The following is a 17,802-nucleotide window of genomic DNA, read 5'->3' as shown; positions in this document are numbered from 1 at the left end:
GCCGATCTGATCCGCGCTCGCCTCAACAGGTGGCGAGGAGGACCGACAGGACAAGGCAGGTGTCGGTGGCGGTGTCGTTGGCGGGATTCGGGTCGATGAGGTTGGACGCCGTACGGGTGGCGGCAAGGGACACGGTGCCGAGGGTGAGTAGGCCGATGGGAAGCCGGAAGGTCTTGGTCGCGCTGGCGGAGCTGGCGAGGTTCGGGTAGGTACACCTGATCGTGGCACCGGTCTGGCTACAGCCGGAACTCAGGTTGGTGGCGGTGACCCCGGTGGGGATGGCCGTGCTGAGGGTGGCCGAGGCGACGGCGTCGGGGCCGAGGTTGTGGGCGGTGACGTCGACCTGGATGTACGGGGGGAGCAGCTGGAGCTGCGGTGAGGCGGTCAGGTCGACATCCACATCGGCCGACCGCACCGCCGGGGGCTGGGCGCCGACTCCCACCGGGAAGGCGCCTACGGTGACCGTGGTGACGGTGTTGGTGGCGGTGCCGATGACCGAGACGGTGCCATCAGCGAGGTTCGGGGTGTAAAGGTGGGTGGCGGTGGCGTCCAGGGCCAGATCTGTGGGGTTAGCGCCGACCGGGATGGTGGTGGTGACGGTGTTGGTCGCGGTGTCGATGACCAGCACGGTGTTGTCAAGGCCGCAGGCGACGTAGGCGGCCGTCCCGTCGGGGGTGATCTTCACGCCGCCCGGTTTGTCGCAGGCACCGGTGATGGTCGTGGCGACGGTGTTGGTGGCAGTGCTGATGACCGAGACGCTGTCGGCGCCGGCGTTGGCGACGTAGAGGTTGCCCCCGTTGGGGGTGACGGCGGTCTCGGCGGGGGAGGCACCCAGTCCGAGGTTGATGGTGGCGGTCACCGCGTTGGTGGCCGCGTTGATGACGGAGACGCTGTTGCCGACCTGGTTGGTGACGTAGACGGTTGACCCGGTCGGACTGACCTGTGCCATGGTGGGGGCGCTGCCGACCGCGATGGTGGTGGTGACGGTGTTGGTGGCGGTGTTGATCACCGACACCGTGTTGTCGCCGGCGTTGGGCACGTAGAGGCGGGTACCGCTGGGGTTGATGGACAGGTATCCGGGCACGCTGCCGACCGGGATGGTGGTGGTGACGGTGTTGGTGGCGGCGTCGATGACCTCGACCTTGCCGTCGCTGAAGTCGGCGACGTAGACGGTGTTTCCGGCCGGGTCGACCACGACACCGCCGGGATTGTTGCCGACCGGGATGGTGGTGGTGACGGTGTTGGTCGCGGCGTTGATGACCGAGACGGTGTCATCGATGAAGTTGGTGGCGTAGACCCGGCCGGTGGCGCCGGCCGCTGACGCCGGCGCGGCGCAGACAACGGCAAGGCCCAGGGCCGTCAACGGGAGAACAAGAGCTGCGGACAGGGTACGTCGATCGATCATTCCTTGCTCCGAAACTGGTGGGACAGCGCCGCCCGACGAGAAGGAGATTTGTTCACGTGGTCCGCCGCGGCCGTGGCCGAGGCCCAAGCGGTCAGCGGCCGAACCGCGACGCCCTCCCCGGCACCTACGACGACATCACTAAGAGTAGTGGCTGTGAGGCGAGTCAACTCGCCGGGCGCGGCCGCAACAAGGGCGCGTGCGCCGGACAGTGGAACACAGATTTGACCCCATTCCGCCTGTAACCCCGCCGGTGCCGCAGGCTGATCTCTGTCGTCAATCTCCGGCCAAGAGCCAACTCGGCCGGGCGCTTGATCCGCAGGTCGTTGGCCTCGCGGAGCGACAATTCAGCCCAACGGTCCTGTCGACCTCGTTCGATCCGTCTTAGGATGAGCCGCGAGTCGGGCCGCACGGTGGGTGCGTGAGCGCGATCCTGGAGGACGAGTGGTTGGGACCGCAACGCCCGGTGACTGGGTTCGCTCCGCACGCTACTCGGCGGCGCCCGAGGTCTCTGCCGACCTGCGGGCCGCGTTGGCCGAGCTCGTTGGAGACGACATCGAGTGGCTCGCCGAGTTGCCGGCATCCGAGGAGATCCAGGCGGACCGACGCAGGGTCCACATTGGTGCGAGGCTGCCATCGGGCTGGCCGCCGTCGGCCTTCGCCTGGTTCCACAGCACCAACGCCGGCGTCGACGGCCTACTGGGCGGTCGGTCCTGGCCGTCCGCCACGCTGCTGACCCGCACCACCGGGCGGATGGGGCGCAGGATCGCCGAGTACCTGCTGAGCTGGATGCTCGTCGAGACGCAGCAGTCGCTGGCGTTCACCGCGCAGGGGCAACGCCGCGACTGGCGGCGCCAGCCGGTCCGGCTGCTGGAGAACGACCTTGCCGTGGTGTTCGGTGTCGGCCGGATCGGCGGTGCCGTCGGCCAACTGCTGCGCTCCTGCGGTCTGCGGGTGCTCGGGGTGTCCCGCCGGGGCGAACTCGTGCCCGGCTTCGACGAGGTCGTGGATCTGGCGGGGGCGCTGCGGCGGCTCGGCGCGGCCCAATGGGTGATCTCCACCCTCCCGTTGACCGACCAGACCCGAGGGTTGTTCGACCAACGGTTGTTCGACGCCTGCGACCACGCGTGCTTCATGAACGTCGGGCGGGGCGCCACCGTCGACTATTCCGGCATCCGTGCGGCGTTGGCCAGCGGCCGGCTGCGCCGGGCGGTGCTCGACGTACTGCCCGTCGAACCGCCCGGCGCCGAGGATCCCTGGTGGAGCCTGCCCAACACCACGATCACGCCGCACATCGCCGGGGTGACCGCCGACGACGATGTGCTCGCCGATTTCCGGCGTTGCCGGGAGGCTCTGCTGGCCGGCAAACGACCCGGGTTGGCGGCTGATCCCGATGCCGGTTACTGACCGTCTCCTGCGTCCGGCCGGCGGCCGGATGTGAAGGGAGCTGGGTATGACCCACGCGAGCAGCGCGTTCGTCGCGAGGGCGTCGTTCGGACCGGCACCCGCGGTGCTGACCCGGGCGGCCTTCTCCCCGAGCGGCGCACAGCTGGCGGTGCCGGACCAGACCGGCAAGGTCAGCATCCTCAACTACCCGAGCCTGAGCAGGCGTGACGAGTTCACCGCATCGGCGAAGCCGTTGTGGATCTCGTGCTGGTCGCCGGACGGAACCAGCCTCGCGGTGGGCGGGCGGGACAACACGGTCCGGGTCTTCGATCTCGCCCGCCGGGCCGAGACCATCACCCTTCGGGGCCACTCGGACGATGTGCACGCGGTCGGCTGGAGTCCGGACGGTGCCACGGTGTTCTCCGCCAGCTACGACGGCACCGTGCGCCTGTGGCAGGCCGCCGACGGCGCCGCGCTGCGGACCGTACCGGCGCACCACGCGCGGATCGAGGACGCGTTCTGGGGCGCCGATGGGCAGTTGGTGACCGCCGCCCGCGACGGACACGTGCGCATCTGGGACCCGGCAACCGCCGACCTGCGCGCCGACATCGCCGCGCACCGCGGATTCGTGCTGCGGGTGCTGCCCGCCCGGCACAGTCCGACCCTGTTCAGCGCCTCCAGCGACGGCACGGTACGGGTCTGGGACGGGCGCGACCATGCCCTGTTGCACGTGATCGAGGGGTTCGAGGCAACGCCGCACGACCTGTCTCTGTCGCATGATGAGCAACTGCTCGCGGTCAAGGACGACGGCCATGCCGTCCGGTTCTACCGCACCGACACGTTCCAGCTGATCGACGTCGTGGACGAGAGCGCCGACCACCACCACTGGTACGGCACCGTGCGGTTCCACCCGAGCGAGGACGGGCTGGTCACCACCGGCGACGGCGACCGGCGCCTGACCGCCTGGTCCTACGATCCCGCGCTGATCCGGCGGGTCACGGCCGAGACCAGTGCCCCGCGGTACGCGAACTGCCGCATCGGCGTGCTGGGCAACACCGGGGTCGGTAAGACCGCGCTCGCCGCGGCGCTACGCGGTGAACAGTTCCAGCCCACCGAGTCCACCCACGGCACCCGGGCCTCGCTGCTGAGCCGGGTGGTGGTCGACGACGACGGTGGGGAAGTGGTCCGGGAGGTGTTCCTCTGGGACTTCGCCGGCCAGCCGATCTACCGGCTGATGCAGCGCCTCGATGTGGAGGACATGGCGATCGCCCTGCTGGTGCTGGACAACCGCAACACCACCGATCCGCGGGAGGAGATCCGCGAGTGGGAGACGCTGCTGCGTACGGCGCAGGCCACGCCGTACGGTGCGCCGGCCCGCATCGTGGTCGTCGCCCGGGTCGACCGGGGCAGCGTCCAGAAGCCGCTGCCCAGCCAGGCGCTGGGGCAGGAGATCGAGCGGCTGCTCGGCGTGGTGGAGACCAGCGCCAAGGACGGGACCAACATCGACACCCTGCGCACCATGATCCTCGACAACATCGCCTGGGACCGGGTCCCAGTGATCACCTCCGACGCCGGCTTCCAGCGACTGCGGATGTTCGTGCTGCAAAGTGTCTCGCAGGGCACGATCCTCGAACGGATTCACACCTTCCACGCGCAGTACGTGCGGCACTGCAGCCGGCTCGGGGCCGCCGAGCCGTCCCTGGAGCAGTTCCGCTCGCTACTGTCCTTTTTGGACGTCGAGGGGCTGGTGCGGCGGCTGAGCTTCGGCAACCTCGTGCTGCTCGACCCGGCGCTGCTGCGCTCGTACGCGTCGATGCTGCTCGTCGCCGCGCAACGCTGCCCGGCCGGAGACGGGACGCTCAACGAGGACGACGTGCTGGCCCAGCGCGTCCCGCTGCCGGTCACGGATCGGGTCGACGACCGGGAACGGGAGCGGGACCTGCTGCATGCGGCCCTGCAGGAGTTCCTCGCGGCCGGCGTGGTGATCCGCGAGAGCTCCGGCGCCGCACTGCGCTTCCCCAGCGCCGTGCGCCGGCTGCCCGACGAGTCGGCCTGGCAGGGACTGGCCAGGGGAATCGTCTACCGCCTCACCGCGCTCGCCGACTACGCCCACGGCGCCCTGGTGGTCGCCCTGCACGCCTCCGGCATCTTCACAGACTACGAACTGTGGACGATGACAGCCTGTTTCACCCGGCCCAACGGGCACCGGTCCTGGATCCGTACCGATCACGACGGCGCCGGGCGCATCCGGGTCGACGTGCGGCACGGTCGCGAGGTGACCGAGGTGGAACTGGCCGTCTTCCATGAGCTGTGCCTGGCCAACCTGCTGCACTTCGCGGTCGGCGGCGCGGTCACCCGGGAGGTCACCGTGGTGTGCGGCACCTGCGCGACGGTGGTCTCACCCGATCAGGTGCGACGGCGACGCGAGCGGGGACTGTCCTGGATGACCTGTGGCGTGTGCGACGGCCGGATCGAACTGCCGGGTGAGCCGGCGGAACCGGCACTCATGACCCGGGCGGCACAGTCCACCGTGGTGTCCCGGACGGACGACATCGAGCACCGGGCCGCGGCCGAACGGGTGGTCTCGTTGCGCTCGGCGGAGGTGCAGCTGAAGGAGAAGCGCGACCTGTACGACGTGTTCGTCTCCTACAGCCACCAGGACGAGCAGGCCGTGGTCGACCTCGTGCGTCGGCTGCGGGCCCGGGGCATCCGGCCGTGGCTGGACATCTGGGAGCTCGTTCCGGGCCAGCAGTGGCTCGGTTCCCTGCAGGAGCAGGTCGATTCGATTCCCAGCGCGATAGTGGTGCTCGGCCCGAGCGGCATCGGACCCTGGCAGCGCCAGGAGATGTGGTACGTGCTGCAGCAGTTCCTCGCCCGCGGCTGCCCGGTGATTCCGGTACTGCTGGAGGGCACCACCGAGACCCAGCTGCCGAGCCTGCTGGGAAACATGCAATGGGTCGACTTCCGGCGCAGTTCGCCGGATCCGATGGACCACGTGATCTGGGGGATCACGGGCATCCGGCCCGAGGGAGGCGATCTGTAGTGGTAGAGCAGCGAGTCGCGTTGGTCACCGCCGCCCGGCTCGGCGAGGGCATGGAGGACACCGTGGAGTTGATCGAGCAGCTCCGCCGGGCCGGCGCCGAGGCCGACCTACCGGTCTGGAACGCCCCGGAGGTCGCCTGGGACGGGTACACCTCGGTGCACCTGCATTCGCCGTGGGACTACTCGGAGCACCTCGACGGTTTCCTGGGCTGGCTGGGATCGGAGCAGGTCGGTGGCCGGACGTCCAACGACGCGAGTCTGATCGCGTGGAACACCGACAAGCGCTACCTGCTGGAGCTGCAGGAGCGCGGCGTGGCGCTGCCGCGTACCGTGCTGGGCCTGACCGGCTCGGCACTGTCCGCGCAGAGGCTGCGAGACGAGCTCGGCGAGTGCCGCATCGTGGTGAAGCCGACCATCTCCGCCGGCGGTCGCCGGGCGTGGCTGTGCGATTCGCCGGAGCTGGCCTACCAGACCATCCAGCGGCAGGCCCCCGCCGAGGCGGTGCTGGCGCAGGTATATGAGGCGGACATCGAGACGCTCGGGGAATTCTCCGCGGTCTACCTCGGCGGCGAACTCAGTCACGTCGTGCGCAAAACGCCGGCGGCCGGCGACTTCCGGGTGCAGGGTCACTTCGGAGGCCGCACGGAGCCGGTGGCCGCCACGGACTGGATCGCGCGGTACTGCGCTGCGGTGCTGGCCGCGGCGCCCTCGGCGCCCGCCTACGCCCGGGTCGACTTCCTCGTCGACCGGGCGGGTGACCCGAAACTCATGGAGCTCGAGCTGGTCGAACCGGACCTGTTCCTGCGGTACTGCCCCCGGTCGTACCAACGCCTCACCCAACTGCTGCTGCACCGGACCTGACCGGCCGGGCTACGGGCGGCCCGTTCGATAGCGACGAGGGAGCGTGTCTATGGACTACCGAAACTCGGACCCCACACCGCCCAACTTCCCACCCGCCCCGCTGGCCGCGGTCCGGTCGGTCCCGGCCGGCACCGAGGGCGTCGATGTCGACCTCGACGACGTGCTGGCCGGAGCGCTGGTCGACCTGACCGGGGCCCTGCAACGGCTGGACATCTACGACGAACTGCTGGGCCACACCCTGGAACTGGTCGAGTCGGTGGCCTCGCCACAGGCCCGGGCCGGCGTGGCCGCAGACGGCGTGGAGCGGCTGCACGAGCACCTGAGCGTCCCTCAGGCGCTCGAGCTGCGGCGGCGGCTGGCGGCCACCCTGACCGGCCGCTCACTGGTGTGGACCGGCCGGCTGCTGCGCAGCCTTCGCCCGCAGTCCCGACCGCTGTATGTCTGCGGCCGTTTCTACGCCCGCATCATGATGCCGGAGGACGTCATCGCGCCGCACCGGACGATGCTGGTACGGGAGGCCGGTTTCATGACCCCGCACGGGCCGCATCTGGACTCCTGGTTCAGCCAGGGCACCAACACCATCAACCTGTGGATGGCCCTGGGCACGGTGATGCCGGGCAACGGCATGCTGTTCTTTCCCTCGCAGTACCGCGACGGGCTGCGCCGCGAGAACGAGGCCTGCGATCCGGGGCAGCCCGTCGGTCTGCCGCGCTGCATCGCGCTGGACCCGGGCGACGTGCTGCTGTTCCACGGCGACCACGTGCACTCCACCGAAATCAACCTCACCGACCGCACCCGGTTCGTGGTCAGCACCCGGATCACGGTCGGTCCGCCCGCCTATCGCCGCGAGGGCACCGGCTGGGTGCCGTACCACGACCTGCGGCTGCTACAGACGCCCATGCGCCGGATCAGCTCGCTGCGCTCGCGGCTGACCCGCAGCGGCATGCGACAGGCCATCCGGACGGTCCGGCCACGCACCGCGGACGCTCCGGCGTCGCAGCGGACGGGCCGGCCGTGACCCCGCGGCGGTGGGACCTCGGCGACCTGCCGGTGGACGGCATCCGCCCGGTCGACCGGCGCACGTGCGTCTCGCGTACGGCCGCGGGTGTCTTCGCGTTCGCCCGGCGGTGCCCACACGCCGGCGCCGACCTCGCCAACGGCTACGTGGTCGACGGCTGGGTGCGCTGCGCCTGGCACAACCTGCCGTTCGAGCTGAGCAGCGGTCTCGGACCGTGCGCCTCGGTGCCGCGACTGTGGACCCAAAAGCTGACCATGGTCGCGCCGGAGACCTACGAACTGTCCACCGAAGACGACACCCGGTGATGACCAGCCCCCGGATGCCGGCGCTGCACGTGACCCGGGCGTGGCGAATGGAACCGGTCGAGCTGCCCTGGCCGGTGCCCGCCGACGGCGAGGTATCGGTGCGGCTGCGCTTCGCCACGGTATGCGGGTCGGACGTGCCGAAGTTCACCGGCGAGTGGGCCCGGTTCAGTCCTCCGCTCGTGCCGGGCGCACCCATCCACGAGTGCGTCGGCATCGTGGAGCACAGCCGCGTCGCCGGCATCGCCGAGGGAACGCCGGTGCTTGCCATCCCGAAGCGCGACGCCGGGCTTGCGCAGGTGTACCTGGCCCGCGCCGAGCAGGTCACGCCGCTGACCGACTGGAGCGAGCACGACCTACGCTACGCCACCCTCGGCCAGCCCACGGCGGCCGTGCTGCACGGCCTGGATCGGCTCGGCGACGTCACGGGTGCGCGTGTGGCGATCGTCGGGCTGGGCGGGATAGGGCTGATCGCCGCGATCCTGCTGCGGCGGCGCGGGGTGGCGCACCTCGCCGCGATCGAACCGAACGAGTACCGCCGGACGCTGGGCGCCTGCCTGGTGGACGCGCAGGGCTACCCGGCCTGGGACGCCGAGCTGGACGGGCGGGCCGACATCGTGGTGGAGGCCGTCGGCCACGACGCGTACGGCCAGACCTTGCCGGTCTGCCTGCGTGCCGTGCGCCCGGGCGGGCGGGTTTTGCTCCTGGGCAATCCGGCGGAGACCGCCCACGCGGTCGGCGTGGAAACCATCGTGCGGCGCAACCTGTGCGTCGTGGGCAGCATCTCACCACCGTGGCAGACCTACCTTCCGGTCGGGGCCCGCGCGGTGCATGAGGACCTGGCAACGTTCCGGCGGCTGATCACCGGCCACGCGCGGTGGAGCGACGCCGAACGGGTCTTCCGCGAACACGCGGATCCGACCGCGAGCCGACTGAAGGTAGTCCTCACCGGATAGCCTGCCCGCCACAGCCAACCGGGAGAGGGGCCTGGATGAGACCCGTGCCCTCCGCCGCCACCCGCATAGCGGTGGTCGCGCTGCTCGGCGCGCTGTCCCTGGCCTTCGGACTCTGGGGCTACAGCGAATACCTGGTCGGCGCGCGGGCCGAGCAATATGGCCGGGGTGTACTGGCGATGACGTACGACACCCTCCAGCTGTTCGTGCTGAACTTCGCGCCCATGGGCGACGGCGGCAGGATCCCCTGGCCGCTGGAGACCGCCCGATTCCTGGCGCCCACGGTCACCCTGTACGCCTTCATCGAGGCCGCCCACACCATTTTCGCCGACCGGTGGCGGCGGTGGCGTATCCGCCGGGTCAAGCAACACGCGATCGTCGTCGGCCAGACGCCGGAGGCACTGGAACTGGCCTCGACGCTCGGCGTGCCCGGCCGGGACGTGGTCCGCGTCGACTCTGGCACCCTTGACGAGCTGGAGGACGCTGGTATCCGTGGAGCGCAGGTGCTATATCTGTGCGCCGAGGACAACCTCGACAGTGCGGTGAACCTCGCCGTGACACTGACCCGGATCGGCGGTACCCGCATCGGCACGCCACTGAAGGCATACGCGCACATCAGCGACCCGGCGCTGGCCACCGCACTGCGGGCGCGCCGGCTCGGCATCGCCGCGTCGCCCCAGTTGCGGCTCGACTTCTTCAATCTTCAGGAACTCGCCGCGCGGGAACTGGTCCGCCGCCAACCGATGGTGTCCGGCCCGGTCGTCATCGTCGGGCTCGGCCGGTTCGGCCGCCGGGTCCTCATCGAACTGGCCCTCCTGTGGCGCCTGCACCCGGGTCCGGACCGGCTCGCCGTCCGCCTGGTCGGACCCGACGCGGCGCGGGCGGCCGGGGAGATCACCGGACATTGGCGGGTGGTCCGGGAAAGCTGCGACCTGCGCTGCGCGGACACGCTGGACGCGGAAGTGCCGACGCCGGACCGGGTGTACCTCTGCGACGAGGACGAGCAGGCGGCGCTGCGTACCGGGCTGACCGCGGCCAGCCTCTGGCGCGGCGGCACCCGGTCGGTGGTCATCCGACTCAACCGCCTGGGCCGGCACGGCACCGCGTTCCACGGCCCGGGCGGCGAACTGCTGGACGACCTCGACGGTCGACTCTGGCTCATCGGCGTCAACGAACTGGCCTGCCGTCCGGCGGTGATACAGGAGGATCTGTTGGAGCATCTGGCGAGGGCGATCCACGAGCACTACGTCGCGGAGCAGTTGGCGACCGGTGAGGCGATGGGTGTCAGGCCGACCATGTGCACCTGGGAGGAGCTGGCCGAGCATTACCGGACGGCCAGCCGCGACCAGGCGGCGCACATCGGCGCGAAACTACGGATGATCGGCTGCACCCTCGCCCCGAGCGACGGCGACGGACCGCCGCACTCGCTGAGCGCGGACGAGCTCGAGCTGCTCGCCACGGTGGAGCATCAGCGGTGGCTCGACGAGCGAACGTCCGCCGGTTGGCGCTACGGCCCGCAGCGCGACGACGAGCGCAGGCTGCACCCGTCCGTGGTCGGCTGGGACGAACTGTCCGAGAGCGAGCGCGACAAGGACCGCAACGCGATCAGCCGACTGCCGGACATCCTCAACGATGTCGGCCTGCGGATCGTCCGGCTCGGACCGCCGAACTGAGGCTGGGGTGAGCACTTCGCCGCCTCGGAGCCCTTTTCCGATCAACGTCCACAGTGGATGGCACTGAGACCCGGCGGGGAATCGAACCCCGACATCACCCGCTTTGCAGGCGGGCCGCTCCACCAGGAACGCCACCAGGTCACTGGGTACCCCCGACGGGATTCGAGCGTGCGGCCTCCGGATCCGGAGACCACAAGCGCCATCCCTGCGGCCACGGGGGCATGGTGAGAGCCGAGGGATTCGAACCCACTCAGCCGAAGCACCGGTTTTACAGACCAGCCCGACTCTCCAGCGTCGGCGGGCTCTCAAGAGGGTGCCTGACGGGAATCGAACCCGCCTGCTCCGGGGCCACAACCCGGCGCGACAACCACTGCGCTACAAGCACCGTACCCGCGGAGGGGATCGAACCCCCGATCTCTGGTGTGTGGAACCAGCGCTCTACCACTGAGCTACACGGGCCTGAACAACGCGGAGGAGGTGGGATTCGAACCCACGGCACCCGAAAGTGCCCGCCGTTTCCAGCGGCGGTTCCGAAACCAGCCGGCTCCTCCACGGCTCCGGCAGCAGGACTCGAACCCTGCACCTGACGGGTCAACCCCCCGCTGCGGGTGATGCCAAAAATAGTCGCGCGTACGGGACTCGAACCCGTTTCTCTGCGGTGAAGGCGCAGGGGCCTACCTATAACCGAACGCGCGTCGCGTACCCCGACCCGGACTCGAACCGGGCACCCCTGCCACGTCAAAGCAGTGCTCTTCCCCATGAGCTACCAGGGCATTGGTGGCGGGTGTCCGATTCGAACGGCGTCTCGGGGTTATGGGCCCCGTATGGTTCCACTCCACCACACCCGCAGTACGCCGCCAGGGACTCGAACCCCGCACCCGCTGATTAAAAGTCAGCTGCTCTAACCTGATGAGCTAGCGGCGCATGGTCTCCCGCCGAGGATTCGAACCTCGATTCACGCCCTAGGAAAGCGCTGCTCTGTCCGTTGAGCTAGCGGGAGGTTGAGCGGCACCCGGGAGTCGAACCCGGCGTGCCGGGCTTAGAAGACCCAGCTGCGCGTCCGGCGCGTGCCGCGTTGTGCCCCCGGGGAATTCCGACATCCCGACCCACCGGTTAAGAACCGGTTGCTCTTCCTCTGAGCTACGGGGGCTTGGCGGTGAGGGCGGGGGTCGAACCCGCACGGGCGGCGAGCCCCAACGGTTTTCAGGACCGCGGCCGGCACCGGTCGGCTGGCCTCACCACAGGCGGAGGAGGGCGGAGTCGAACCGCCAAGGCTTGCGCTCGTCCCGCTTCGAACGGGGTGCCGTCACCACGTCGGCTGGCTCCTCCCTGAGTCGGGCTGGCCGGATTCGAGCCGGCGGCCTCTCGCCACCGGAGCGAGCGCACTACCAAGCTGCGCCACAGCCCGTTTAACAGAGAGCTGGATCCACTTAGCCACCGGGGCCTGATCCATCGTCCCGCCGGGTGGATTCGAACCACCGATCGCTGCCTTATGAGGGCAGTGCCCTGACCGCTGGGCCACGACGGGATGGCGGAGAGCGAGGGGATCGAACCCCCGTGGGGCGTGACCCCATCGACGGCTTAGCAAGCCGCAGCCTTACCACTCGGCCAGCTCTCCATGGCGGTGACGACCGGTCTCGAACCGGCGGCCTCCAGATTGACGGTCTGGCGCTCTGACCAACTGAGCTACGCCACCATGAGTGTGCTCGGGGAGAGTCGAACTCCCACGCCGTTTCACCGGCACCGGGACCTGAGCCCGGCATGTCTACCAGTTCCATCACGAGCACCTGAATGGACCGACCCGGTTTCGAACCGGGCACGCGAGGCTTGCAAGGCGACGCTGTGCACCAGCACCCGGCCCACGGAGCCAGCGGCCGGACTCGAACCGGCTCTTTCCGTCTTACGAGGACGACGCAGGTCCCGACCTGCTCCGCTGGCATGGAGAGCCGGTGACAGGGATCGAACCCGCAATCCGCGCTTTACAAGAGCGCTGCTCTACCATTTGAGCTACACCGGCATGCGCGTACCCTCGGCCGGATTCGAACCGGCACCGTCGACGTCCTCAACGTCGTGCCTCTACCGTTGGGCTACGAGGGCCTGGATCCCGGACGAGGATTCGAACCTCGATTACCGCGTTCAGAGCGCGGCGGCCTGCCGGTTGGCCGACCCGGAAAGGGGCCGGCGAGCCCTTGGAACCCGCCGACCGGTATCAGCGCGCGGCGAGGGCGGCCCACGTCGGAACCCGCGGGGTCACCCGCAGCGGCATCCGCGCCTCGGCCGGCGTCCGGTCACCCTTGCGCTGATTGCAGCCGCCGCAGGCGGCCACGGTGTTGCGCCACGTGTTCTTACCTCCACGGGAGCGCGGCATGACGTGGTCCACGGTGGTCGCGTGACCACCGCAGTACCCGCACCGGCCCTCGTCCCGGGCGATGACACCGGTCCGAGACCAGGCTGGTCCGGCCGAGTACCGCCACTTCGTGACGACGTACTGCACCAGACGAACGACCCTCGGCATCGGGTAGACGCCGATGAGCCGGTCCGGCTCGGCCTCGTGGATCTCCGCGACCTGGCGCAGCAACATCCTGATCGCGTGTTTCACACTGACCCGGTGCAGCGGCCCCAGGTCGGCGTTGACGACGAGTACAGCGTCCACCGGGTCACCTCCTTCGGCTGTTGGTGTGGACGATGGAGCGGCTACCGGGGGTCGAACCCGGGTCTCCACCATGGCAAGGTGGCACTCTGCCGTTGAGCCATAGCCGCAGCTTCGAAGACATGCGTACCCCGGGCGGGACTCGAACCCGCACTGGACGCGGTTTGAACGCGCCGCCTCTACCGTTGGGCTACCGGGGCCTGTGCTGGGGAAGCAGGGCTCGAACCTGCACGAGCGAGATCGTCTCCCGGTCCAAGGCCGGGCGTGTTGCCGGTTACACCATTCCCCATCGTCTGGATACCGCCCGCGACCTCCTGAATGAGGGTCGGGTGAGCTACCGACTGCTCCAACGGTCCATGAATGCCCTCCCCCGGAATCGAACCAGGACTCGCTGGTTTTCAGCCAACCGTGCTGCCGGTTACACCAAGAGGGCATGGGTGGACCGCAGGGGAGTCGAACCCCTCACGCGCTGCCTGCCAGGCAGCACCGCACACCAGTGACGCGCGGCCCATACGTCGGGGACCCGGGAATCGAACCCGGTGTGTCCTGCTCCCAAGGCAGGCGGGTCAACCAGCTCCCTCGCCCCCGAAATGCCCGGCCGCCGTCGACGTCAGCGTCGCCGACGACCGGGCCGTTGTTGTATGTATGCCATCCACTGTGGAGTTTTCAAGGCTGTGCCATGCGCCGCCAGCATGCTGGGGCCGTACGCAAGGGTGGCGGGGATCGAACCCGCGCTACACGGTCTCTTTGGACCGCCGCTCTACCTACTGAGCTACACCCCTATGAAGTTGTTGCCCCGCAACGAAAAACCGCCCGGTCCCTGGCGGGGCGGGCGGCTGGAGGAGCTTGCGCTTCCTAGCCTCGCCACCTGCCCGCGTGGTGCGCTTCCGGCTCGCCACAGTAGGCCGACTCGAATCGGTCCATGGGCAGCGCGGCACACAGCACCGGCATCGCTTGCCGGCTCTGCGTGGCGGTCCAGGTCCTCACGGTCGTACTCCTGCCAATCGGCGATGGTGGTGGTTGGTGCTTCGGGTTCCCTTGCTGAATCCAAGGTACGACGTGTTGATCGCAGGGACAACACCATTTTCGTGTCAACCATCGGCACCCACCGATCGGCCCGGGAGCGACACCGGATCGGCGCTGGGTGCTCACGCCCGCCGTCAGGGTGCCGCGGTGCCGAGGAGAGCGTCGAGCAGGCCATCGGCCAGGCCGACGCGGCGTTCGGTGTCGTCGGCGACCGCCGCGATCACGAGGCTCGCTCCGGCGTCGGGTACCCGCGCCGCCAGGGCGCGCAGCCCCGGCCACCCGCCGCCGTGCCGGTACACGGTGTGCCCGGCGCGCGACCGCACACCCATGCCCCAGGCGTAGTCCAGCACGGTCCCGTCGTTGAGCCTGCCCGGTGTCTGCAGCAGATCCGAAATGCCCAGCCGGTCGGCGTTGAGCGCGTCGTTCCACCGCATCAGATCCGCCGCGGTACTCCAGACTCCGCCGTCGCCCAGTGACAGCGGTGCCGGATGCTCGGCCGCCAGCGGCGCCGCCCGGGCGGGCGCCGGTAGCGGGCCGGGCCAGTAGCGGGTGTCGACCATGCCCAACGGCTCGAACAGGTACCGGTGGGCGAAGTCGGGCAGTGGCCGGCCGGCCGCCCGGGCGGCGGCCGCCGCCAGGCACACGTAGCCGGCGTTGGAGTAGACGTGTTCGGTGCCGGGCACACCTGGCGGCACCGGCGTCCGGGACAGCGCGTCGAGTACTCCATGGCTGGTGCGATCCGCCGGTCCGTCCGCGGCGACGGCGGCGTCAATCTCGGCGTCGGCCGGCAGCGCGCCGGTGTGGTGCACCAGCTGGCGCAGCCGGACGGCACCGGCCCACGCCGGCAGTTCGGGCAGCCAGCGCGACAGTGGCGCGTCCGGGTCCAGCGCGCCGCGGGTGACGAGCAGGGCGGCGCAGGCCGCGGTCAGCTGTTTCGACAGCGACGCCGCGTAGACGAGGGTGTCGGCGCGCAGCCCCGCACCGTCGCGGGTCCGACCCGTGGCGACGAACACCGGGTCGGCGCCGGCGCGGCGCGCCCCGACCACGATCGGTTCGTGCGGCCCGTATCCGGCCCGGCGGATCAGTGCCTCGATGGTCTGCCGCACGCGCGCCAGGGTAGCCCCTCGCCCACCCCGGGATCCACCGCGCCGTGCGGCCGGGTGCGTTCACGGCGTTTGGGTGGCCGGGTCGAGCAGGGACAGGTAGGCGTCGAGTTGGGCCGCGCAGGCCAGGAGGTTGCGGCTGCGCGTGGTCAGCCGGTCCTGCCACGAGTCGAGGAAAGCGCTCAATGCGTGTGCCCCGCCCGCCTCGCGCAGCGATTCGATGAACTGCGCGACGTGGCGTAGCGGGTACCCGCCCCGGCGCAACTGCCGTGCGACCTCGGCGTCGCGGACACTGTCGGGTCCGTATTCGCGGTAACCCGTCGCTCGATCGCGTCCGGGGCGCAGGATGCCCGCGGTTTCCCAGGTGCGCAGTGTCGCCGGGTGCACGCCGAGCCGGCGCGCGAGTTCGCCCACCGTCAGCGGTCGCCCGTGGACGGGGGTGGGTGTCGCGATGGACAGGCTGCCAAGGGCCGCCGCGACCTCGGCGCGGGTGTCGCGTTCGGCGAGCAGTTCGACGTGCGTGGCGTCGATGAGTCGGTAGGCGGATTCGGTGTCGCCGCGGTTGGTCGCGCGCATGATTTCCAGGGCCTGCCGGTGGCCGTGTCCGGCGCGCATCGCGAGGAAGGCGTGCAGGGCCTGCGCGTGCAGCGGTGTGTAACGCCGGTACCCGGTCTCGCTGCGCTCGGTCGGCGGGAAGATGCCAGCGTCGTCGTAGTTGCGGATCGCCTGTGCGGACAGCCCGTGTCTCCGGGCGAGGTCGATGGGTCGCAGCGGGCACCTCCGATTGAGGCTTCCACCCTAGAAGCCCAGGTAAATCTCGCAAAAGTCTTCCCCGAACCTTCAACGATACTGTCGAACGCAGTTCTCTTCGGAAGGGGTCTTCATGTCCACTGCCGCAGCACTGCGTGCCCTCGGCCGCCAAATCGACGACCCGGCAAGCCTGGGTCGTGCCCTCGACGAACTGCTCGCCGCGCGCAACGAGCCGCCGGCCCTGCTCGCCCTCGGTGAGCCGACCCACGGGATCGCGGCGTTCCCGTCGCTGCGCAACGACATCCTCGGCCACCTGGTCGATCGGGGATACCGGTCGATCGCGTTGGAGACCGATGCGTTCGCCGCGTCCATTGTCGAGGACTACGTCGGCGGCGCGACGGCGCGCACCGACCCGCCGGACATCGACACGGTGCTCGCGGCCGGGTTCAGCCACGGGTTCGGTGCCGTGCCGGGCAACCGCGAACTTGTCGAGTGGCTGCGCGCGCACAATGCCGCCCGCGCGCCGGCCGACCGGGTCCGCTTCTACGGCTTCGACGCGCCGTTGGCGTTTTCCGCCGCGCCGAGCCCGCGTCGCTCACTGTCTTCGGTACACGACTACCTGCCCGCGCCGCTGAGGCCCACGTCGGTCCGCGACCTCGACGCGTTGCTCGGCGAGGACCCGGACTGGACCAACGAGGCGGCCATGTTCGACCCGGCGGAGTCGATCGGCGACACCGATCGCGCCCGCGCCCTGCGGATCGTCGCCGACGATCTGGCCAGCGCGCTGCGCCGCGCGGCACCAAGCCTGCGCCCCGCCGACCCGGCCGGCTACGAGCACGCGCTCGCGCACGCACGCACCGCCCAGGGCCTGCTGCGCTACCACGCGGCCATGGCCAGCCCCGCGCCCGATCGCATCGCCACCCTGCTCAGCCTGCGGGCCGAGATGATGGCCGACAACCTGCTCGCGATCGTCGCGCGGGAGCGGCGACGCGGGCCAAGCCTGGTGTTCGCGCACAACGTGCACCTGCAACGCGCGCCCTCCCGGGTGCCGATCGGCGACGACGAGGCGAACTGGGGCAGCGCCGGGGCACTGGTCGGGCTCACCCTCGGCGAGCGCTACGTGTTCCTGGCAACCGACGCGAACCCCGACAGCGACCCAGGCACCCTCCAGCGGGCGTTGGCCGAGGCGACCACCCGACGCGCGCTGTTCCCGGCGAGGGCACTGCACGCCGCCCTTGCCCCGTCCATCGGCGCGGGCAGACCGATCGTGCCCGGCCACCTCCCGCTCAACCCGGCGGATCTGGACGGCGCGGACGCGGTCGTCTTCGTCGCCGACACCGACGGTAAACGGCACCAGTACTGGTAGCCGCTCCCGGTGCGCCGCCAACCGGTAGCCGTCCTCCGCCTCGGCCGAAGCGATCATGCCGCTACGACACCCAACATGCGGACTGCCGATGTCCCATCCCCGCGCGGCGATTGGCCGAATCGACCGCGCGGCGGATCGGGCGCCGGGCAGGATGGAATCCGGGACGCCGAGCGACGATCGCGCCGGAGGGAGGTGTGAGGTGGCCGCCGTCCGGATTCACGGTCGATCGTGGCCATGGCGCGCGGAAGATTCCTGCCGCCGTCGCCCGCC

At 70.2% G+C, this 17,802-nt stretch carries 12 protein-coding genes, 28 tRNA genes and 1 pseudogene; 8 read left to right on the top strand and 33 right to left on the bottom strand.

All coding sequences use genetic code 11. The features are described from left to right. Positions 1-22: 22 nt before the first annotated feature. A complete protein-coding gene (locus tag ABEA87_RS03345; protein WP_345625895.1) occupies positions 23-1,405 on the bottom strand; it encodes a YVTN family beta-propeller repeat protein in 1,383 nt (460 codons plus the stop codon). 441 nt (positions 1,406-1,846) lie between these two features. Between ABEA87_RS03345 and ABEA87_RS03340 the strand changes: the two genes are divergently transcribed. The 7 genes from ABEA87_RS03340 to ABEA87_RS03310 are packed head-to-tail and all read left to right on the top strand — an operon-like array spanning position 1,847 to position 10,637. After that, on the top strand, positions 1,847-2,809 hold the full coding sequence (locus ABEA87_RS03340; protein WP_345625893.1) for an NAD(P)-dependent oxidoreductase: 963 nt from the start codon (positions 1,847-1,849) through the stop codon (positions 2,807-2,809). Between the two features lie 46 nt (positions 2,810-2,855). Then, positions 2,856-5,831, top strand: coding sequence for a TIR domain-containing protein (locus tag ABEA87_RS03335; RefSeq protein ID WP_345625891.1), 2,976 nt, complete (start codon positions 2,856-2,858; stop codon positions 5,829-5,831). Beyond that, positions 5,831-6,691 carry an ATP-grasp domain-containing protein gene (locus tag ABEA87_RS03330; RefSeq protein WP_345625890.1) on the top strand — a complete coding sequence of 287 codons (861 nt, stop codon included), beginning with the start codon at positions 5,831-5,833 and terminating at the stop codon, positions 6,689-6,691. The genes ABEA87_RS03335 and ABEA87_RS03330 overlap by 1 nt, the downstream gene beginning before the upstream one ends. A gap of 49 nt (positions 6,692-6,740) precedes the next feature. After that, complete coding sequence (locus tag ABEA87_RS03325; RefSeq protein WP_345625888.1) at positions 6,741-7,709, top strand: phytanoyl-CoA dioxygenase family protein; 969 nt, start codon at positions 6,741-6,743, stop codon at positions 7,707-7,709. After that, complete coding sequence (locus ABEA87_RS03320; protein WP_345625887.1) at positions 7,706-8,014, top strand: Rieske (2Fe-2S) protein; 309 nt, start codon at positions 7,706-7,708, stop codon at positions 8,012-8,014. Before ABEA87_RS03325 ends, ABEA87_RS03320 begins: the two co-directional genes overlap by 4 nt. Next, on the top strand, positions 8,014-8,967 hold the full coding sequence (locus tag ABEA87_RS03315; RefSeq protein ID WP_345625885.1) for a zinc-dependent alcohol dehydrogenase: 954 nt from the start codon (positions 8,014-8,016) through the stop codon (positions 8,965-8,967). The genes ABEA87_RS03320 and ABEA87_RS03315 overlap by 1 nt, the downstream gene beginning before the upstream one ends. 35 nt (positions 8,968-9,002) lie before the next feature. Next, positions 9,003-10,637 carry a RyR domain-containing protein gene (locus tag ABEA87_RS03310; RefSeq protein WP_345625883.1) on the top strand — a complete coding sequence of 545 codons (1,635 nt, stop codon included), beginning with the start codon at positions 9,003-9,005 and terminating at the stop codon, positions 10,635-10,637. Between the two features lie 66 nt (positions 10,638-10,703). Here the strand turns inward: ABEA87_RS03310 and ABEA87_RS03305 are convergent. From ABEA87_RS03305 to ABEA87_RS42495, 32 genes and pseudogenes are all read right to left on the bottom strand, one after another. Beyond that, positions 10,704-10,778: transfer RNA gene (locus tag ABEA87_RS03305), tRNA-Cys, on the bottom strand. A gap of 81 nt (positions 10,779-10,859) precedes the next feature. Further along, positions 10,860-10,944: transfer RNA gene (locus ABEA87_RS03300), tRNA-Tyr, on the bottom strand. A gap of 5 nt (positions 10,945-10,949) precedes the next feature. Continuing rightward, positions 10,950-11,022 (bottom strand) — tRNA-His (locus ABEA87_RS03295). Positions 11,023-11,024: 2 nt separating this feature from the next. After that, positions 11,025-11,096 (bottom strand) — tRNA-Val (locus tag ABEA87_RS03290). A 10-nt stretch (positions 11,097-11,106) separates the two neighbouring features. Next, a tRNA-OTHER gene (locus ABEA87_RS03285) sits at positions 11,107-11,188 on the bottom strand. A 73-nt stretch (positions 11,189-11,261) separates the two neighbouring features. Further along, positions 11,262-11,332, bottom strand: a tRNA-Glu gene (locus tag ABEA87_RS03280). Positions 11,333-11,337: 5 nt separating this feature from the next. Beyond that, positions 11,338-11,410 (bottom strand) — tRNA-Val (locus ABEA87_RS03275). A 6-nt stretch (positions 11,411-11,416) separates the two neighbouring features. After that, a tRNA-Met gene (locus ABEA87_RS03270) sits at positions 11,417-11,485 on the bottom strand. 2 nt (positions 11,486-11,487) lie between these two features. After that, positions 11,488-11,561 (bottom strand) — tRNA-Lys (locus tag ABEA87_RS03265). Position 11,562: 1 nt separating this feature from the next. Next, positions 11,563-11,637: transfer RNA gene (locus ABEA87_RS03260), tRNA-Arg, on the bottom strand. A gap of 78 nt (positions 11,638-11,715) precedes the next feature. Beyond that, positions 11,716-11,787: transfer RNA gene (locus ABEA87_RS03255), tRNA-Lys, on the bottom strand. 1 nt (position 11,788) lies between these two features. Continuing rightward, positions 11,789-11,877: transfer RNA gene (locus tag ABEA87_RS03250), tRNA-Ser, on the bottom strand. Between the two features lie 5 nt (positions 11,878-11,882). Further along, positions 11,883-11,966, bottom strand: a tRNA-Ser gene (locus ABEA87_RS03245). Between the two features lie 5 nt (positions 11,967-11,971). Next, positions 11,972-12,045: transfer RNA gene (locus ABEA87_RS03240), tRNA-Pro, on the bottom strand. Positions 12,046-12,092: 47 nt separating this feature from the next. After that, positions 12,093-12,165: transfer RNA gene (locus ABEA87_RS03235), tRNA-Met, on the bottom strand. A gap of 1 nt (position 12,166) precedes the next feature. Next, positions 12,167-12,255: transfer RNA gene (locus tag ABEA87_RS03230), tRNA-Ser, on the bottom strand. A gap of 1 nt (position 12,256) precedes the next feature. After that, a tRNA-Asp gene (locus tag ABEA87_RS03225) sits at positions 12,257-12,333 on the bottom strand. A 5-nt stretch (positions 12,334-12,338) separates the two neighbouring features. Further along, a tRNA-Leu gene (locus ABEA87_RS03220) sits at positions 12,339-12,424 on the bottom strand. A gap of 78 nt (positions 12,425-12,502) precedes the next feature. Then, positions 12,503-12,575, bottom strand: a tRNA-Thr gene (locus ABEA87_RS03215). 6 nt (positions 12,576-12,581) lie between these two features. Further along, positions 12,582-12,654 (bottom strand) — tRNA-Thr (locus tag ABEA87_RS03210). A 7-nt stretch (positions 12,655-12,661) separates the two neighbouring features. After that, positions 12,662-12,734 (bottom strand) — tRNA-Leu (locus ABEA87_RS03205). A gap of 1 nt (position 12,735) precedes the next feature. Continuing rightward, a tRNA-Gln gene (locus tag ABEA87_RS03200) sits at positions 12,736-12,810 on the bottom strand. 36 nt (positions 12,811-12,846) lie between these two features. Further along, complete coding sequence (locus tag ABEA87_RS03195) at positions 12,847-13,290, bottom strand: HNH endonuclease (RefSeq protein ID WP_345625881.1); 444 nt, start codon at positions 13,288-13,290, stop codon at positions 12,847-12,849. Positions 13,291-13,323: 33 nt separating this feature from the next. After that, positions 13,324-13,397: transfer RNA gene (locus tag ABEA87_RS03190), tRNA-Gly, on the bottom strand. A gap of 17 nt (positions 13,398-13,414) precedes the next feature. Beyond that, positions 13,415-13,487 (bottom strand) — tRNA-Leu (locus tag ABEA87_RS03185). A 5-nt stretch (positions 13,488-13,492) separates the two neighbouring features. Continuing rightward, positions 13,493-13,576, bottom strand: a tRNA-Gln gene (locus ABEA87_RS03180). Positions 13,577-13,648: 72 nt separating this feature from the next. After that, positions 13,649-13,720, bottom strand: a tRNA-Phe gene (locus ABEA87_RS03175). 82 nt (positions 13,721-13,802) lie between these two features. Next, positions 13,803-13,875, bottom strand: a tRNA-Pro gene (locus tag ABEA87_RS03170). A 120-nt stretch (positions 13,876-13,995) separates the two neighbouring features. Further along, positions 13,996-14,069, bottom strand: a tRNA-Leu gene (locus ABEA87_RS03165). Between the two features lie 378 nt (positions 14,070-14,447). After that, positions 14,448-15,419, bottom strand: coding sequence for a serine hydrolase domain-containing protein (locus tag ABEA87_RS03160; protein ID WP_345625879.1), 972 nt, complete (start codon positions 15,417-15,419; stop codon positions 14,448-14,450). Positions 15,420-15,479: 60 nt separating this feature from the next. Further along, complete coding sequence (locus ABEA87_RS03155) at positions 15,480-16,031, bottom strand: MerR family transcriptional regulator (RefSeq protein ID WP_425570734.1); 552 nt, start codon at positions 16,029-16,031, stop codon at positions 15,480-15,482. Between the two features lie 45 nt (positions 16,032-16,076). Next, positions 16,077-16,139: pseudogene (locus tag ABEA87_RS42495) on the bottom strand (hypothetical protein); the annotation flags it as partial. Positions 16,140-16,299: 160 nt separating this feature from the next. Between ABEA87_RS42495 and ABEA87_RS03150 the strand changes: the two are divergent. Continuing rightward, positions 16,300-17,532, top strand: a complete 1,233-nt coding sequence (locus tag ABEA87_RS03150; RefSeq protein WP_345625877.1) for an erythromycin esterase family protein — start codon at positions 16,300-16,302, stop codon at positions 17,530-17,532. Positions 17,533-17,802 lie beyond the last annotated feature (270 nt).

Source organism: Rugosimonospora acidiphila (genome assembly GCF_039543385.1).
GTDB lineage: Bacteria > Actinomycetota > Actinomycetes > Mycobacteriales > Micromonosporaceae > Rugosimonospora > Rugosimonospora acidiphila.
Note: the sequence above shows the minus strand (reverse complement) of the source record. Positions and strands in the feature narration are given on the sequence as shown.

Excerpts from the sequence above, each read along its gene's own strand:
- ABEA87_RS03310 (WP_345625883.1), top strand. The coding sequence starts at position 9,003 with ATGAGACCCGTGCCCTCCGCCGCCACCCGCATAGCGGTGGTCGCGCTG.
- ABEA87_RS03315 (WP_345625885.1), top strand. The coding sequence starts at position 8,014 with ATGACCAGCCCCCGGATGCCGGCGCTGCACGTGACCCGGGCGTGGCGA.
- ABEA87_RS03150 (WP_345625877.1), top strand. The coding sequence starts at position 16,300 with ATGTCCACTGCCGCAGCACTGCGTGCCCTCGGCCGCCAAATCGACGAC.
- ABEA87_RS03345 (WP_345625895.1), bottom strand. The coding sequence starts at position 1,405 with ATGATCGATCGACGTACCCTGTCCGCAGCTCTTGTTCTCCCGTTGACG.
- ABEA87_RS03325 (WP_345625888.1), top strand. The coding sequence starts at position 6,741 with ATGGACTACCGAAACTCGGACCCCACACCGCCCAACTTCCCACCCGCC.
- ABEA87_RS03335 (WP_345625891.1), top strand. The coding sequence starts at position 2,856 with ATGACCCACGCGAGCAGCGCGTTCGTCGCGAGGGCGTCGTTCGGACCG.
- ABEA87_RS03155 (WP_425570734.1), bottom strand. The coding sequence starts at position 16,031 with ATGCGCGCCGGACACGGCCACCGGCAGGCCCTGGAAATCATGCGCGCG.